At 66.0% G+C, this 14,979-nt stretch carries 11 protein-coding genes; 2 read left to right on the top strand and 9 right to left on the bottom strand.

What is annotated here, in order from left to right; genetic code table 11:
• Positions 1-2: 2 nt before the first annotated feature.
• The 5 genes from PQU96_RS07675 to PQU96_RS07655 all read right to left on the bottom strand — a co-directional run bounded on the left by PQU96_RS07675 (position 3) and on the right by PQU96_RS07655 (position 6,292).
• Positions 3-716 carry a 3'-5' exonuclease gene (locus PQU96_RS07675; RefSeq protein ID WP_272771701.1) on the bottom strand — a complete coding sequence of 238 codons (714 nt, stop codon included), beginning with the start codon at positions 714-716 and terminating at the stop codon, positions 3-5.
• Positions 713-2,614: a DUF294 nucleotidyltransferase-like domain-containing protein gene (locus PQU96_RS07670; RefSeq protein ID WP_272771700.1), complete on the bottom strand. Its 1,902-nt coding sequence runs from the start codon at positions 2,612-2,614 to the stop codon at positions 713-715. The genes PQU96_RS07675 and PQU96_RS07670 overlap by 4 nt, the downstream gene beginning before the upstream one ends.
• A 72-nt stretch (positions 2,615-2,686) precedes the next feature.
• Positions 2,687-4,648 (bottom strand): acetate--CoA ligase, encoded by a 1,962-nt coding sequence (gene acs, locus PQU96_RS07665; protein WP_272771699.1) that lies wholly within the window; start codon positions 4,646-4,648, stop codon positions 2,687-2,689.
• Between the two features lie 409 nt (positions 4,649-5,057).
• Positions 5,058-5,672 (bottom strand): UPF0149 family protein, encoded by a 615-nt coding sequence (locus PQU96_RS07660; RefSeq protein ID WP_272771698.1) that lies wholly within the window; start codon positions 5,670-5,672, stop codon positions 5,058-5,060.
• A 206-nt stretch (positions 5,673-5,878) separates the two neighbouring features.
• On the bottom strand, positions 5,879-6,292 hold the full coding sequence (locus tag PQU96_RS07655; protein WP_272771697.1) for a hypothetical protein: 414 nt from the start codon (positions 6,290-6,292) through the stop codon (positions 5,879-5,881).
• An 83-nt stretch (positions 6,293-6,375) separates the two neighbouring features.
• On the opposite strand from PQU96_RS07655, the gene PQU96_RS07650 reads away from it, so the two are divergent.
• Positions 6,376-7,287, top strand: coding sequence for a pseudouridine synthase (locus tag PQU96_RS07650; RefSeq protein WP_272771695.1), 912 nt, complete (start codon positions 6,376-6,378; stop codon positions 7,285-7,287).
• Positions 7,288-7,468: 181 nt separating this feature from the next.
• Here the strand turns inward: PQU96_RS07650 and PQU96_RS07645 are convergent, their stop codons facing one another.
• Both PQU96_RS07645 and PQU96_RS07640 read right to left on the bottom strand, forming a co-directional pair.
• Positions 7,469-8,317: a 23S rRNA (adenine(2030)-N(6))-methyltransferase RlmJ gene (locus tag PQU96_RS07645; protein ID WP_272771694.1), complete on the bottom strand. Its 849-nt coding sequence runs from the start codon at positions 8,315-8,317 to the stop codon at positions 7,469-7,471.
• 96 nt (positions 8,318-8,413) lie between these two features.
• Positions 8,414-9,175: a pseudouridine synthase gene (locus tag PQU96_RS07640; RefSeq protein ID WP_272771693.1), complete on the bottom strand. Its 762-nt coding sequence runs from the start codon at positions 9,173-9,175 to the stop codon at positions 8,414-8,416.
• 148 nt (positions 9,176-9,323) lie between these two features.
• On the opposite strand from PQU96_RS07640, the gene PQU96_RS07635 reads away from it, so the two are divergent.
• Complete coding sequence (locus tag PQU96_RS07635) at positions 9,324-11,144, top strand: gamma-glutamyltransferase family protein (RefSeq protein WP_272771691.1); 1,821 nt, start codon at positions 9,324-9,326, stop codon at positions 11,142-11,144.
• Between the two features lie 671 nt (positions 11,145-11,815).
• Here the strand turns inward: PQU96_RS07635 and PQU96_RS07630 are convergent.
• Both PQU96_RS07630 and PQU96_RS07625 read right to left on the bottom strand, forming a co-directional pair.
• Positions 11,816-13,213, bottom strand: coding sequence for an EAL and HDOD domain-containing protein (locus tag PQU96_RS07630; protein ID WP_272771690.1), 1,398 nt, complete (start codon positions 13,211-13,213; stop codon positions 11,816-11,818).
• A gap of 173 nt (positions 13,214-13,386) precedes the next feature.
• Positions 13,387-14,970, bottom strand: coding sequence for an ABC transporter substrate-binding protein (locus tag PQU96_RS07625; RefSeq protein ID WP_272771689.1), 1,584 nt, complete (start codon positions 14,968-14,970; stop codon positions 13,387-13,389).
• Between the last annotated feature and the right edge of the window lie 9 nt (positions 14,971-14,979).

The raw sequence follows: 14,979 nt of genomic DNA, 5'->3' as shown, positions 1-14,979 counted from the left end.
CGTTACCAGCTGTCGCGGCGGCGCCGGCTCTCGCTGGCGGCTAGCGCCTGCGGCGTGTCGATGCCGCGCTCCGCCGCCCGTTGTAGCGCCACCTGCAGCAATTGCGCCGTCGCCAGACAGTCCGAGATCGCGTTGTGGCGCTGGAAGTTCTCGATGCCGAAGGTGTCCAGCCACTCGTCCAGCGCCACCGTGTTGCAATAGCGGTCCGGAAACAGCGCCGGCATCAGCCACGCCAGATCCAGCCACTTCGGCTGGTAGCGAATGCCCAGAAAGCGGCGCATCGCCTGCGCGATCATCGCCTGGTCGAAGTAGGCGTGGTAGGCCACCAGCGGCGTGTGGCCGCTGTACTCCAGAAAGCGCAGCAGCGCCTCGGCCGGCTCCAGTCCCTCGCGCTGTTCCGAACCGCTGATGCCGTGGATCAGGATGTTTTCGGTGGAGGACACCGTATCCTGGCGCAGCACCGTCTCGAAGGCGTCGGCGGGGTTGATCACGCCGCGATCCAGCGCCACCGCGCCGATGGAAATCAGGTGGTCGTGGCGTATGCGCAGGCCGCTGGCCTCGACATCGACCACCAGATAGCGCGTGCTGCGGCTGTCCTGCTGCCAGTCGTGCGCCGGCAGCGCCTGCCAGCGCCGCAGCCGCTCAAGCTGCCCGTCACTGAGCTGCGGTTTGCCGTCAGGGCGGAAACGGTCCAGCCAGCCGCTCAGCCAGTTCATAGTTGGTACATCACCTTCAGTTTCTGCTGCAGTTTGCGCGCCTGGCGGAACGACTCCTTCAGGATGCGGCGGTCGAGCGGGTTCAGCTTGTCCGGCTGGATCAGGTTGTCGCCGGGGCGGCCGTGCTCGTCTTCCAGGTGCTGGTGGCGCAGGCGCAGCATCTGGATGAAGTTGAAGGCGTCGATGATGGCGGCGGTTTCCTCCGGTGCCGAGCCGGTCTGTTTCGCCGCGCGTTCCAGGCGCTTGATGGTGCTGCTGGCGGCGATGCCCTTGGCCAGCGCCAGCACCCGCGCGGCGTCGACGAACAGCCGTGCCGCCGATTTCTTCAGGTCGATGTAGCCGCCCTGTCCGTTGTACTCCTCGGTGCTGAAGTCGCGCAGCAGGCCCAGCGGCGGTGCCACCGTCAGCGCGTTGTCGGCCAGCATGCGCTGGAACACGCTGTTGTCCTGGCTCAGCGCGAGCAGCCGCTTGTGCAGCTGGTTGGCCAGATAGCGCTTGCCGTACAGCGGACGGAAATCGAAGAAGATCGAAGCGTTGAGCAGCGCCACCGGGTCCGGAGCGCGGATCCAGCGCGCGAACTTCTCCTGCCACTCTTCCAGTGTCAGGCACCATTCCGGATTGCCGGCCATGATGTTGCCCTTGCACAGCGGGAAGCCGCAGCGGTCGAGGTCGGCGTTCACGTCGCGGGCAAAATCCAGCAGCCGCATGTTCAGCTGGTCCTTGTCCATTGCCTCCGGGCACAGGTAGATGATGCCGTTATCCTGATCGGTGCTGAAGGTCTGCTCCTCGCGCCCCTCGGAGCCGAACGACAGCCACGCCCAGTCGACGCCGTACAGGTCGTGCCGCTGCAGGTTCAGCTCGATCACGCGGCGGGTGATGCCGTCGTTGAGCGCGGAGATGAATTGCGTCAGCTGCTCGGCGCCGACGCCCTGGCCCAGCATGTTCATGGTGAACTGGCGCAGGTCGCGGCCAACCTGTTGCAGGGTGTCGATGTCGGCGGCGGTTTCCACCGCGTAGCGCAGCTGGCGCAGCCCGACGCGCTGCATGGCGAACAGGTCGCGTTCCGAGATCACGCCTTGCACCAGATTGTCGTCGTCCACCGCCAGCACGTGGCGGATGCCGTGCATCGCCATCGCCAGCGCCGCGTCGTAGGCGGTGGCGTCCTGGGGCAGGGTGTGCGGCTTGCGCGACATCACCTGCGAGATCGGGCAGTCCAGCGCCAGCTTGGGCAGCACCACCCGTTTCAGCACGTCGGACTGGGTGAAGATGCCCTGCGCGATGCCGGCCTCATTGACGATGACGATGGAGCCGACGCCGGTTTCGCCCATCAGCGTCAGCACCGTCTCCAGCGGGTCGTCGGCGCGGGCGGTGACCGGCGGCCGCTTGCACAGCTCGTGCAGCTTGGTGGCCATCGACTGCTGTTCCAGCGCCCGTTGCGAGAACTGCGCCTGCATCTGCTTGCGCGACTGGCTGAGCAGGGTGGAAATGTGGCTGGCGCAGAAGCGGTTGAACACCGGGCTGATCAGCAGCAGCTGCTGGAAGTCCTGGTTGTCCAGCTGGTAGCAGAACACGTCGTCCACCGCGCTGTAGGTGCAGATGGTGGCGCGCTGACCGCTGGCGGCGCCGATAGGGAAACACTCGCCGCTGCCGATGATCACGTTGCCGGAGGCGGCTTCGCCGTCCTCGCGCGACAGCACCTTGCCGCGCTGCACCACGAAGAAGTGCGGCGGCGGCCCCATGTCCGGGGTCAGGATCAGGCTGTCTTTCGGGTAGTAGGCGAGCTTGGCGTGCTGGCCGAGGAAGGCCAGCGCCGCGTCTTCCATGCGGTCGAACGGCGAGTGCTTGCGCAGGAATTCAACGGTGGCGCTGACCAGGGTCGCGTTGGCGGTACGGCTCATGGGACGGTTTCCGTCTGGCGAAAAAACGCCCCGGCAGGACCGGGGCGACTGAGGTTACGCAGCGAGCCAGGCTTACTGCGGTTCTTGCAACTGTTGCAGGATCTGCGGATTTTCCAGCGTGGACACGTCCTGGGTGATTTCCTCGCCCTTGGCGATCGAGCGCAGCAGGCGGCGCATGATCTTGCCGGAGCGGGTCTTCGGCAGGTTCTCGCCGAAGCGGATGTCGTCAGGCTGTGCGATCTTGCCGATCTCGTGTGCGACCCAGGCCTTCAGCTCGGCGGCGACTTTCTTCGCGTCCTCGCCAACCGGGCGCTCGCCCTTCAGTACCACGAAGGCTACCACCGCTTCGCCCTTCACCTCGTGCGGCTTGCCGACCACGGCGGCTTCCGCCACCAGCGGGTTGGCCACCAGCGCCGATTCGATCTCCATGGTGCCGAGGCGATGGCCGGACACGTTCAGCACGTCGTCCACGCGGCCCATGATCCAGAAGTAGCCGTCCTGGTCGCGGTTGGCGGAGTCGCCGGCGAGGTAGTACTGGCCGTTGAACTCTTCCGGGAAGTAGGTCTTCTTGAAGCGGTCGGCGTCGTTCCAGATGGTACGCACCAGCGACGGGAACGGCTTCTTGATCACTAGGAAACCGCCCTTGCCGGCATCCACCGGGCCGCCGGCTTCATCGACGATGTCGGCGATGATGCCTGGCAGCGGCAGGGTGCACGAACCCGGCTTGGTGGCTACCGCGCCCGGCATCGGCGCGATCATGTGGCTGCCGGTCTCGGTCTGCCACCAGGTGTCGACGATAGGGCAACGGCCGCCGCCGACGACTTCGTGGTACCACATCCAGGCTTCCGGGTTGATCGGCTCGCCGACGGTGCCGAGCAGGCGCAGGCTGGACAGGTCGTACTGTTTCGGCAGATCGGCACCGAGCTTGATCAGCGAGCGGATCGCGGTCGGCGCGGTGTAGAAGATGCTGACCTTGTGCGCTTCGATCATGCGCCAGAAGCGGCTGGCGTCCGGGTAGGTCGGGATGCCTTCGAAGATGATCTGTGTGGCGCCGAAGGCCAGCGGGCCGTAGGCGACATAGCTGTGGCCGGTGATCCAGCCCACGTCGGCAGTGCACCAGAACACGTCGTCATCCTTGGCGTCGAAGGTCCAGCGATAGCTGTTCAGTGCGCCCAGTAGGTAACCGGCGCTGCTGTGCTGGATGCCCTTCGGTTTGCCGGTGGAGCCGGAGGTGTAGAGGATGAACAGCGGGTCTTCCGCGTTCATGGTCACTGGCGGGCAGTCGGCGGACTGGTCGGCGGTCAGCTCGTGCCACCAGATGTCGCGCTCGCCCCAGGCCACCTGGCCGCTGGTGCGCTGCAGAACCACCACTTTCTGTACCGATTCGCAGCCGCCCAGGGACAGCGCCTCGTCGACGGTGGCCTTCAGCGGGATCTGCTTGCCGCCGCGCACGCTTTCGTTGGCGGTGATCACGATCTTGGCGCCGGCATCCTGGATGCGGTCGCGCACGGCGCCGGCGGAGAAGCCGCCGAACACCACCGAGTGGATGGCGCCGATACGGGCGCAGGCCTGCATCGCCACCACGGCGTCCGCCACCATCGGCATGTACACCACCACGCGGTCGCCTTTGGCGACGCCCAGCGATTTCAGGCCGTTGGCGAAGCGCGACACGCGCTCGTGCAGCTGCTGGTAGCTGATGTTTTCGACTTTGCCGTCATCGGCTTCGAAGATGATCGCGGTCTTGTTGGCCTTGGTGGCCAGGTGACGGTCGATGCAGTTGTAGGAAACGTTCAGCTCGCCATCGGCAAACCACTTGAAGAACGGTGCATTGCTGTCGTCCAGCACGGTGGTGAACGGCTTGCTCCAGGTCAGCAGCTCGCGTGCCAGATTGCCCCAGAAGCCGGCGTAGTCCGCTTCGGCAAGCGCGGCTTGGGCGTTGTAGGCTTCCATGCCGGACAGGGTGGCCTTGGCGCGGAAAGCGTCGGAAGGAGGGAAGCTGCGGGTTTCTTTGAGCACGGATTCGATAGCTGACATCGTTGGTTTCCTTTTGCTTTGCAGAGTGAGGTCGAGCGTTTGAGGCTGTTTGTTCGACGCGTCGGGTCAATCGTAATTTGTTATGGCGTGCTTGTTATGGCCCTGAAAACAGTGTGGGCTTGTCATGGCTTCAGAATGTACGAAAGCGGTGTTGCCTGACTAATCGCAAATTCTGATAGCAAAAATCACCCCGAGCGATGTTGCACTGCAAAAAATTATATTTATCAGTGGCTTGCGTTAGAGTTTTTGCTATTTTCCTGCTGCCGGTGCGGCGTGAAAATAGTGCGTGGCGGGGGTGGATGGGCTGTTGTTTTTGCGAGTGGGATGAGGTGCGGGAGTGGCGGAATGGCACGAAAAAGGCCGCGGCGGCGGGTGCCGGCGGCGGCCTGGATGACAGCGGCGGACGCGCTCAGTCGTCGTTGGCTTCGCTTTCCGCGTCTTCCATCTCCTGGCGCAGCGCGGCGAAGAAGTGGTAGATCTGCGCCACCGAGGCAGAGATCTCGCCCAGCCATTCGGCCTTCTGCTCGGCGCTGGCGCCGTCGAGGAAGGGGCGCATCTCCGGATCGGGATGGTGCTCGAACGCCAGCGCCATGATCGGCGCCAGCGCGCCGGCGGCCTCGGCATCGTCAAACAGCAGCGTCCAGTCGTCGTACAGGATCTGCATGCCTTCGCTGAAACCCTCAGCCCACTCGTTGCCGTGCACCACGCCGTGCTCGTCGGCGTCCAGCCACGGATGGAAGTCCTCGCCTTTTTCCAGCGTGCGCGCGATTTCCAGCCAGTGGCCCATCACCAGTGTCGCGAACTTGTCGAAGGCCTTGGGCGAGGGGAAGGCGGCCTCGTCGTCGAAGGCGGCGCCGAGGATGGTCGGCAGGCAGTCGACCGGCTTGATCGCCTCCGGCCCGGCGTGCAGCGCCGCGAAAAAGCCGTCCAGCTTCTCCAGCGACATCGCGCCCTGTGGTGCCAGTTGGCTCAGGGTTTCGCCCAGGCGCTGGTAGTCTTGTTCGGTCATCGGTTTGAATTTCATGGTCTGGCCTTGGCGGTAAGCGTTAGGGGCGGCGTGCGGCCAACGTTGGCCGCAGGGCAGTGTTCAGAGAGTACTCACGATCCCGCACGCTCACGCGAGACAAGGCGAAAACGGCTGAGGAAGCGGAGTTGACATGGGGTCAATGAGCATTCCGAAGACGTTTTTAACGCGGTATCGCTGAAGCGCAGCAGATCGTGAACAGGTTCTCAGGGCGGCAGCGGCCGGCCCGGCTTGGTGGACAGGTGGTAGTGCTCCATCAGCAGCTGGTGCGCCTGCTCGGCGACGCCGCGCAGCGTTTCGCCACGCGGGTGGTCGGCGAACTGCAGGCTGTCGTCCAGGCTGCGCAGCGCACGGCGGGCGGCGGTGCACAGGTCGACGGCGATGGCGTAGTCGGTGAGGCTCAGCACGCGGCCGTTGCGGATCTTGCGGAAATAGACGCCGGCCATCTGCGCGTATTTCTCGGCCAGCGGCTGCGCGGCGAGGCCGTCGTCGGCCAGCAGGCTGTCCAGCAACGACCAGACCGCGTTGACAGCGGCGTCGGCCCGCGCCAGGCGTTTGGCCAGCTGCGCGTTTGCTTCCTTGTTCGGCTTGGCGGCGGCCGGTTTCTTCTTTACAGCCATGTTTCTGCGCTTTCGCGATGCGGTGAAGCCGGCATTTTAACGCGCCTGCTGCCAACTGGCGCGCATCGCCTTACAATCGCGCGATGAATCAACGCGTTTCCCCCATCCCCGAGCGCGCCGGCGTGGCGCCGAGCTTCCTGCAACTGCCGGCCGGCGACTGGCCCGACCTGCTCAGTTTCCTGACCGAACGCTTCGCGCACATTCCCGCCGCGGTGTGGCGGGCGCGGCTGCAAAACGGCGAGGTATTCGACCACCAGGGCCTGCCGCACCGTCTGGACAGCCCGTATCCGGCCAACCGCCGCGTGTGGTACTACCGCGATGTGCCGGACGAGGTGCCGGTGCCGTTTGCGGCCACGGTGCTGTACCGCGACGAGCGGCTGCTGGTCGCCGACAAGCCGCACTTTCTCGCCTGCATCCCCGGCGGCCGCCACCTGCGCGAGACGCTGCTGGGCCGCCTGCGCCGCGAGCTGGAGCTGCCGCAGCTGACGCCCATCCACCGTCTCGACCGCGAAACCGCCGGCGTGATGCTGTTCTGCATCGACCCCGCGCACCGCGCCGCCTACCAGCGCCTGTTCCAGACGCGCGAGGTGCGCAAGACCTACGAGGCGATCGCGCCGTGGCGCGACGATCTGGCCCTGCCGCTGGTACATCGCAGCCGCCTGCTGGAGCGCGACGACTGCTTCCGCATGCACGAGGTAGCCGGCGAGGCCAACAGCGAGACGCGCGTCGAGCTGATCGCCCGTGCCGGCACGCTGGCGCACTATCGGCTGTCGCCGCTGACCGGGCGCAAGCACCAGCTGCGCGCGCACCTGACCGCGCTGGGCATCCCCATCGTCAACGACCCGTGGTATCCGGCGCTGCTGCCGGACAAGGCGGTGGACGACTTCAGCCAGCCGCTGCAACTGCTGGCGCGCAGCATCGCCTTTACCGATCCGGTCAGCGGCGAGGCGCGGCAGTTCCACAGCGAACGCCGCCTGCTGCTGGCGCCGGACTGAGGCCGCGCCGCCTTACATCGGGTGGGTTTGGAGCCTGTTCGCAGGCTCGCGCGCTTACGCGAGACAAGGCGAAAACGGCTGAGGAAGCGGCATTTACCTAGAGATAAACACGCATGCCGAAGGTGTTTTCAACACGCTATCGCCCGATTGAGATCAAGCGCAGCAGACCTTGAACAGGTTCTTAGTTGTTCTCGCGGTATTCCACGCTGTGCCACGCCCCCTTGTCCACCGCCAGCGCGGCGGTCAGCCACGGCAGGGTGTCGTTCAGCGTCGCTTGCAGCGTCCACGGCGGGTTGACGATGAACATGCCGCTGCCGTGCATGCCGAAGCCTTCCTTCGACGGCGTGCGCACCGTCAGCGTCACGTCCAGCCAGCTCTGGCACGGCAGCGCCTTCAGCTGCGCCACCATGTCCTTGATCTCCGGTCGCTGCAGCAGCGGGTACCAGATGGCGTAAGTGCCGGTGGCGAAGCGTTTCAGCGATTCCTGCATCGCGTTCACCACCCGCTGGTAGTCGCCCTTGTCCTCGTACGGTGGGTCGATCAGCACCAGCGCGCGGCGCGGTGGCGGCGGCAGGATGGACTTCAGCGCCTCGAAGCCGTTGTTTTTCTCGACCTTGATGCGGCGGCCGGCGTCGGCAAAGCACTCGCCAAGCAGCTGGAAATCGCTGGGGTGCAGCTCGAACAGGCGCAGCTTCTCGCTGCGGTTCATGGTCTCGGCGGCAAACCACGGCGAACCGGGATAGTGGCGCAGCTCGCCGTCCGGGTTGATGCTGCGCACCACCTCCAGATAACGCGCCACCGCCGGCGGCAGATCGTCGCGCTGCCACAGCCGCGCCACGCCATCGACGTATTCGGCGGTCTTGGTGGCGTAGCCCTCGGTCAGGCTGTAGGCACCGGCACCGGCGTGGGTGTCGATGTACCAGAACGGCTTATCCTTCTGGCCGAGGTAGTCGATGATCTGCACCTGGATCAGGTGTTTCAGCACGTCGGCGTGGTTGCCGGCGTGAAAGGCGTGGCGATAGCTAAGCATGGCGGTCGTTCGGACAAAATAGCCGCACATTGTAGCGCAAATCGCCGCCCGCCCTGAGGCCTTGCGGCCAAGGTTGGCCGCAATTGTGCTGTCGAGTCAGTCGCGGTCCGCGCCAGCATCACCCAGCCACGCCACCGGCAGCGCTTCGGCCCAGCTCAGCTCCTGCAGCAGCCGCGCAAAGTCGCCGTTAACGGGGGCGGTGATGGTCAGTGCCTCGCCGCTGTGCGGGTGGCGGATGCTCAGTTCCACCGCGTGCAGCAGCATGCGGCCAACGTTGAACTGGGTCTGGAAGAAGCGGTTGTGCACACCCTTGCCGTGGGTGGCGTCGCCGATGATGGGGTGGGCGATGTGCTTCAGGTGGCGGCGCAGCTGGTGGCGGCGGCCGGTTTCCGGATGCAGTTCGACCAGCGCGTAGCGGCTTTGCGGGTAGCGGTCCACGGCGTAGGGCAGGGTGCAGCGCGCCAGCGTGCGGTAGCGGGTGAAGGCCGGCTGCGCGTTCAGCTGCGCGTTGCCGTGCACGTATTCGCGCTCGTCCGGCTGGCGGGTGATGGCGTGGTCGATGTCGCCGCAGTCGGCCGGATGGCCGCGCACCACCGCGAGGTAGGTCTTGGCCGGCTGCTTGGCGGCAAAGTCCTGGTTCAGCAGGCGCGCGGTGTCGCTGTCCAGCGCGAACAGCAGCACGCCGCTGGTGCCGCGGTCCAGCCGGTGCACCGGAAACACCTGCTGCCCGATCTGGTCGCGCAGCAATTGCACCGCGAAGCGGGTTTCGCGGCGGTCGATCTCGCTGCGGTGGACCAGCAGGCCGGACGGCTTGTCGATGGCGATCAGGTGCGGGTCACGATAGAGGACGGTGAGCATGGGCGGGGCCGGCGGCAAAAGCGCGCATTCTAACAGCGCCGCCGCGGCCACGGCGCGCCGATTGGCTGGCGCCGCGTGCACGCCGGTTTTTCATTTGGCATGGCGTGTGCTATGGCTATAGTTCCCGCCGCCTGACAAGGACCCCACCATGAGCGCCCGCCTGTCCACCGTTGCCCTGTCGCTGCTGCTGGCCGCCTGTGCCGCCACGCCGCCAACGTTCACCTACAGCCCGCTGCCGCAGCAGCCGGAAGCCGCCTCCGGCTACCAGGACAAGCCGGGCTGGGCCACCCGCCGCTACGCGGTGGCCGCCGCCAACCCGCTGGCCACCGACGCCGGTCGTCAGGTGCTGGCCGCCGGCGGCAGCGCGCTGGATGCCGCCATCGCGGTGCAGATGGTGCTGGGGCTGGTGGAGCCGCAAAGCAGCGGCATCGGCGGCGGCGCCTTCCTGCTGTACTACGACGGCAAGCAGGTCAGCGCCTGGGACGGCCGCGAGACCGCACCGGCCGCCGCCGACGAGACGCTGTTCCTCGGCGCCGACGGCAAACCGATGACGTTCAACGATGCCGTGGTCGGTGGCCGCTCGGTGGGCGTGCCCGGCGTGGTGGCGATGCTGGAGCAGGCGCACCGCGAGCAGGGCAAACTGCCGTGGCGCGAGCTGTTCCAGCCGGCGATCCGTTTGGCCGAGCAGGGATTCGCCATCAGTCCGCGACTCCATACCCTGCTGAAGTCCGACGCCTTCCTGAAACAGGACCCGGTGGCCGCCGCCTACTTCTACCAGCCGGATGGCCAGCCGTATCCGGTCGGCCATCTGCTGCGCAACCAACCCTACGCCGACGTGCTGCGCCAGATCGCCGCGCGCGGCAGCAAGGCGCTGCTGCAGGGCGCGGTGGCCGAGGCCATCGTCGCCAAGGTGCAGGGCCACGCCAGCAATCCCGGCAAGTTGACGCTGGCCGATCTCGCCGCCTACCGGCCGCAGAAGCGTGACGCGCTGTGCAGCGACTACCGCGCCGTCAGCCGCGACTATCGCCTGTGCGGCTTCCCGCCGCCGAGCAGCGGCGCCATCGCCGTCGGCCAGATCCTTGGCATCCTGAACCACACGCCGGCCGCCGACCTGCCGTTGCAGCAGGGCGCGGACGGCAAAGCGCTGCCGTCGCCGCAGTGGCTGCACCTGTATACCGAGGCGTCGCGACTGGCGTTTGCCGACCGCGCCAAGTACGTCGGCGACCCGGACTTTGTGCAGCCGCCGGGTGGCAGCTGGCACACCATGCTGGCGCCCGGCTACCTGGCGGCGCGCGCGAAGCTGATCGGCGACAACAGCATGAAGACCGCGCAGCCGGGCCAGCCCGGCACCATGTCGCTGGCGCTGGGCATCGCCGCGCCACAGCCGGAGTACGGCACCAGCCACATCAGCATCGTCGATGCCGACGGCCACGCGCTGAGCATGACCACCACCATCGAGGCGCAGTTCGGTGCGCGGCAGATGGTGAACCCGTCCGGCAAGGGCGCCGGCGGCTTCCTGCTCAACAACGAGCTGACCGACTTCAATTTCGCCCCCAACGACGCGGCCGGCCTGCCCACCGCCAACCGCGTGCAGCCGGGGAAGCGCCCGCGCAGCTCGATGAGCCCGACCCTGGTGTTCGACAAGGCCAGCGGCCAGCTGCTGATCAGCGGCGGCAGCCCCGGCGGCGCGCTGATCATCCACTACACCGCCAAGACGCTGTACGGCATGCTCAACTGGGGCATGAACGCGCAGCAGGCGATCAACCTGCCCAACTTCGGCGCGACCGGTGCGCCGACGCTGCTGGAAGAAAAACGCTTCCCGGCCGACACTGTGCAGTGGCTGCAGGCGCACGGCCATGAGGTGCGCGAAACCGACATGACCAGCGGCCTGCAGGCCATCGGCCGCACTGCGGGCGGTTTCTTCGGCGGCGCCGACCCACGCCGCGAAGGCGTGGTGATGGGGGAATAGGGCGCCAGATCCATCTGGTAAATGCAAGCACGCGGCCAACCCTGGCAAGGTTGGTCGTTTGTTTTTTTGGGGTGGCTTCATGCGCTTGAAAGCGGCGGGAGAGGCATTCGTCTTCCGGATCAGGCGACGCTGCATCCGGGGATGTTCCAACGTTGGCCGCAAGGCAAAGCGCGGGTGGAGGAGATGACTCAATGCGCCGCGAGATGGATTCTTGTAAGGCGGGCAAGTCCCCGGATGCGCCTGCGGCTTATCAGGGCTACGGGTTACGCCCCATCCGGGCCGCATGCCCTGCAAAAACCAAAACCGTACCAACGCGCCCATCCCCGTTGGCGCAGGTCGTGCACACTGTCGCCAGCCCGGAAACAAGCCGCCCTCTGTCCGCGTAGCGTATGGGCGGTGCCGGGGTGGCGGCGGTTTGCACGGGAATTCTTGCGCCTTCGGGGAGCGGTCAGCGTGTGAATCTTTGATTCGCTCAGCGATATGAAAAGGGGGATGCGGTATCCCCCTTTTCCGCCGCCACGCAGAAAGCGGCAGATAAAAAACATCCGCGCAGCGAATGCCCCAGACAAAACAAGGTTGGCCGCAAGCCTGTTACGGCTTGCGGCCAACCTTTTCATTCAATTGCGGTAAACGTCGGGCCTTGCAGGCTCAGCCCGACCTGCCGCGTTGGCTCACACCCCTTCTACGCTGCTTTGTACCTCGCCTTCCTTCAGGACCTCCTGTGCCCACACCACCGCATCAAGGTAGAGTGCGGTGGCCTGTTCGGGGCTGACCTGCAGGATCCGGCACAGGCCGGCAATGGCCTCGCTGTCATCGTTTTCGCACGCCAGCGTCAGTTGTAGCGGCCTGGCGAACAGCCCCCTGTTACTCAGCAGCGCATCGGCGATCATCACCGGCAGGTCCAGCGGTGCCAGCGCCTCGGCCTGGCTGGTGTGCAGCAGGGCGCCGAGCATGGAAAACATGCCGGTCAGGAACAGGTGCTCGGCCTCCAGGCGGTTGCCATTGACCAGCCCCAGTTGCTCCATGAAGCGGCCGCGGATCAGCGATTTTTCCATCAGCGTCAGTACGGCGCCGTCGTTGCCTTCTGCGGTGAACAGCAGCAGCGACAGCCATTTGAACAGGTTGTCGCGCCCCAGCAGCATGATGCTCTCTTCGATGGTCTGCACCTTGCGTGCCAGGCCGTTCACCGGGGAATTGACGTAGCGCAGCAGCTTGAACAGCAGCAGGGAATCCAGCTTGAACTGCGCCTCGATGCTGGCCGGTGGTGCCTCGGCGCGCAGCAGGCGCATGATTTCCAGCACGCGCCCCTGATTGGGCGCCTCTTTCTTGCTGTGGCTTGCCGGTTGCGCCACGCCCAGGTAGGAGCCGTGGAACAGGGCAAAATGCTGGCTGCCCGGCGATTGCTGGCACAGCGCCAGTTCCTCGGCAGAGTTGATATTGCGGGCCAGCCAGCGCAGGTGGCTGAAACGCTGCGGTAGCTTCTCCAGTAGCGGAAAGAGTGCGCGGGTATTCGGCGCGGCAAAGTCCAGTATCAGGTAGTCCATGCGCTGGTACAGCGCCAGCGCATTGGCCTGGCTGCCAAAGCGTGCCGGTTCCGCGGCAAAGCGCCATCCGGCCTGGCGCAGTGCGTCAAGCTGCGCCAGTAGCGCGCCGTCCAGTACATCTCCGGTTTGTGGTTCCAGCACAAAGATGCAGCTGGCCAGCGGCAGATCCTGTGCCGGCAGGTCCGGCAGCGAGGCCAGCGACACATGGATGAAGGCACGGCGATAGGCCAGCAGGCGGAATACATTCATGTTGCGCAAGGTGTTCAGCAACAGCTGGTCGAAGCTGCGCTGGTGTGCCTGCGACCTTGCCTGGCCGAGGCTGGCCTTGACCACGAATTCGTAGGCTACCACCCGTTGCGACCTGTCTTGTAGCGGCTGGTGAGCGACAAAGCCCAGTGCTTGTATCTGGCCTAGCGGGGCGGCTTGCTCCGCCGGGGTGGCGACAGTCGCAGCGGTCACGGCCGGTGCGGCGGCGGGTACCGGCTTGTCCTTGCCCAGCAGGCCGCCAAGCAATTTTTTCAGCATGGGTGTTTCATCCGGAATTGAAGCGGGGACTGAGCTTTAACATAAAGACATGATGCCGCCAAGCCCGGAACGGTGGCGGCAGCCGCTGGCAGAGCACGGCTACCGCAACAATGCTTGCGGCCAACCTTGTCACCAAGGTTGGCCGGAGTCGTTTCAGGCGCCAGCCAGAATGCTTACTTCAGCACCACCTTGCTGAAGTCCACGCGCCCGAACGGGCTGACCTGGTAGCCGCTGACCTGCTTGCTGGTGATCACCGCGGCGGTCGGGTGCGCCAGCGGCAGCCACAGTGCCTGTTCCTTGATGATCTGCTGCGCGCGGGCGTAGTTGGCGGCGCGCAGTTTCGGGCTGGCGTCGCGACGGGCGTCGGTGATCAGCTTGTCCAGCGTCGGGTCGCAGTAGCGGGCGAAGTTGGTGCCGGATTGCACCGCGGCGCAGCTGAATTGCGGGGTGAGGAAGTTGTCGGCGTCGCCGTTGTCGCCGGCCCAGCCCATGAACAGCAGGTCGTGCTCGCCGGCCTTGCCGCGCTTGATCAGCTCGCCCCATTCGATGACCTTGATCTCGGCGCGGATGCCGATTCTGGCGAGGTCGGCCTGCAGCAGTTCGGCGCCGGCTTTCGGGTTCGGGTTCAGCGTGCTGCCGGTGGGGCGGATCCAGATGCTGGTGTCGAAGCCGTTGGGGAGGCCGGCGTCGGCCAGCAGTTTTTTGGCGCGGACGATGTCCTGCGGGTAGTCCTTGATCGCCTTGTTGTAGCCGAAGGTGGAGGGCGGGAAGGGGTTGACGGCGGCGATGGCGCTGCCGCCGAACACCGCTTTCAGGTAGCTGGCCTTGTCGAAGGCGAGGTTCACCGCCTGGCGCACGCGCTTGTCGTCAAACGGCTTGTGCTGGCTGTTGAGTGCGACGAAGCCGGTCATGAAGGCCGGGGTGGTCAGCACGCGCAGGCGGCTGTCGGCGCTGGCTTCCTGCACGTCCTGCGGTTTCGGGCCGATGGCGATCTGGCATTCGCCGGCCTTCAGCTTTTGCACGCGCACATTGCTGTCGGGGGTGATGGCGTAGGTCAGCCGCTCCACCGCCGGTTTGCCGCCGAAGTAGGCAGGGTGGGGCGCGTAGCGTACCGCGCTGTCCTTGGCGAAGCTCTGCAACAGGAAGGGGCCGGTGCCGACCGGCTGGCTGTTGAGTTTTTCCGGGGTGCCGGCGCGCGCCAGTTGTGCCGCGTATTCGGCGGAGTAGATCGAGGCAAAGCCCATCGACAGCGTCGGCAGCAGAGTGGCGTCCGGCTGGTTCAGCTCGAAGCGCACGGTGCGGGCATCGACGCGCACCACCGCCTTGATCAGCTTGTCGAGCTGGAACGATTTGGCGTGCGGGTAGCCGGTGGGCGAGGTCCCGTACCACGGGTGCTTGCTGTCCAGAATGCGCTGGAAGCTGAACACCACGTCGTCGGCATCCAGCGCGCGGGTGGGGTTGAACCAGGCAGTGCGGTGGAAAGCGACCTTGTCACGCAGGGTGAAGGTGATGGACAGGCCGTCCGGCGCCACCGTCCAGCGCGTGGCCAGCGACGGCACCAGCTTGCCCTGGCGGGCGTCGTATTCCACCAGCCGGCTGAACAACACGTCGGCGCTGGCGTTGGTGGTGCTCACCGTGTTGTAGCGCACCACGTCGAAGCCTTCCGGGCTGGCGTCGGTGCAGACGGTGAGCGGCTTGGCCAGCGCGGTGGCGGACAGGGCGAGCAGGGACAGGGGCAGCAGGGTGCGCAATTGCATGGTGGGGTC

Source organism: Vogesella margarita (assembly GCF_028548475.1).
Taxonomy (GTDB): Bacteria; Pseudomonadota; Gammaproteobacteria; order Burkholderiales; family Chromobacteriaceae; genus Vogesella; species Vogesella margarita.
This window is presented reverse-complemented; position numbering and strand designations above follow the sequence as displayed.

Excerpts from the sequence above, each read along its gene's own strand:
- PQU96_RS07625 (WP_272771689.1), bottom strand. The coding sequence starts at position 14,970 with ATGCAATTGCGCACCCTGCTGCCCCTGTCCCTGCTCGCCCTGTCCGCC.
- PQU96_RS07675 (WP_272771701.1), bottom strand. The coding sequence starts at position 716 with ATGAACTGGCTGAGCGGCTGGCTGGACCGTTTCCGCCCTGACGGCAAA.
- PQU96_RS07640 (WP_272771693.1), bottom strand. The coding sequence starts at position 9,175 with ATGCTCACCGTCCTCTATCGTGACCCGCACCTGATCGCCATCGACAAG.
- PQU96_RS07655 (WP_272771697.1), bottom strand. The coding sequence starts at position 6,292 with ATGGCTGTAAAGAAGAAACCGGCCGCCGCCAAGCCGAACAAGGAAGCA.
- PQU96_RS07650 (WP_272771695.1), top strand. The coding sequence starts at position 6,376 with ATGAATCAACGCGTTTCCCCCATCCCCGAGCGCGCCGGCGTGGCGCCG.
- PQU96_RS07645 (WP_272771694.1), bottom strand. The coding sequence starts at position 8,317 with ATGCTTAGCTATCGCCACGCCTTTCACGCCGGCAACCACGCCGACGTG.
- PQU96_RS07635 (WP_272771691.1), top strand. The coding sequence starts at position 9,324 with ATGAGCGCCCGCCTGTCCACCGTTGCCCTGTCGCTGCTGCTGGCCGCC.
- PQU96_RS07670 (WP_272771700.1), bottom strand. The coding sequence starts at position 2,614 with ATGAGCCGTACCGCCAACGCGACCCTGGTCAGCGCCACCGTTGAATTC.
- acs (WP_272771699.1), bottom strand. The coding sequence starts at position 4,648 with ATGTCAGCTATCGAATCCGTGCTCAAAGAAACCCGCAGCTTCCCTCCT.
- PQU96_RS07660 (WP_272771698.1), bottom strand. The coding sequence starts at position 5,672 with ATGAAATTCAAACCGATGACCGAACAAGACTACCAGCGCCTGGGCGAA.
- PQU96_RS07630 (WP_272771690.1), bottom strand. The coding sequence starts at position 13,213 with ATGCTGAAAAAATTGCTTGGCGGCCTGCTGGGCAAGGACAAGCCGGTA.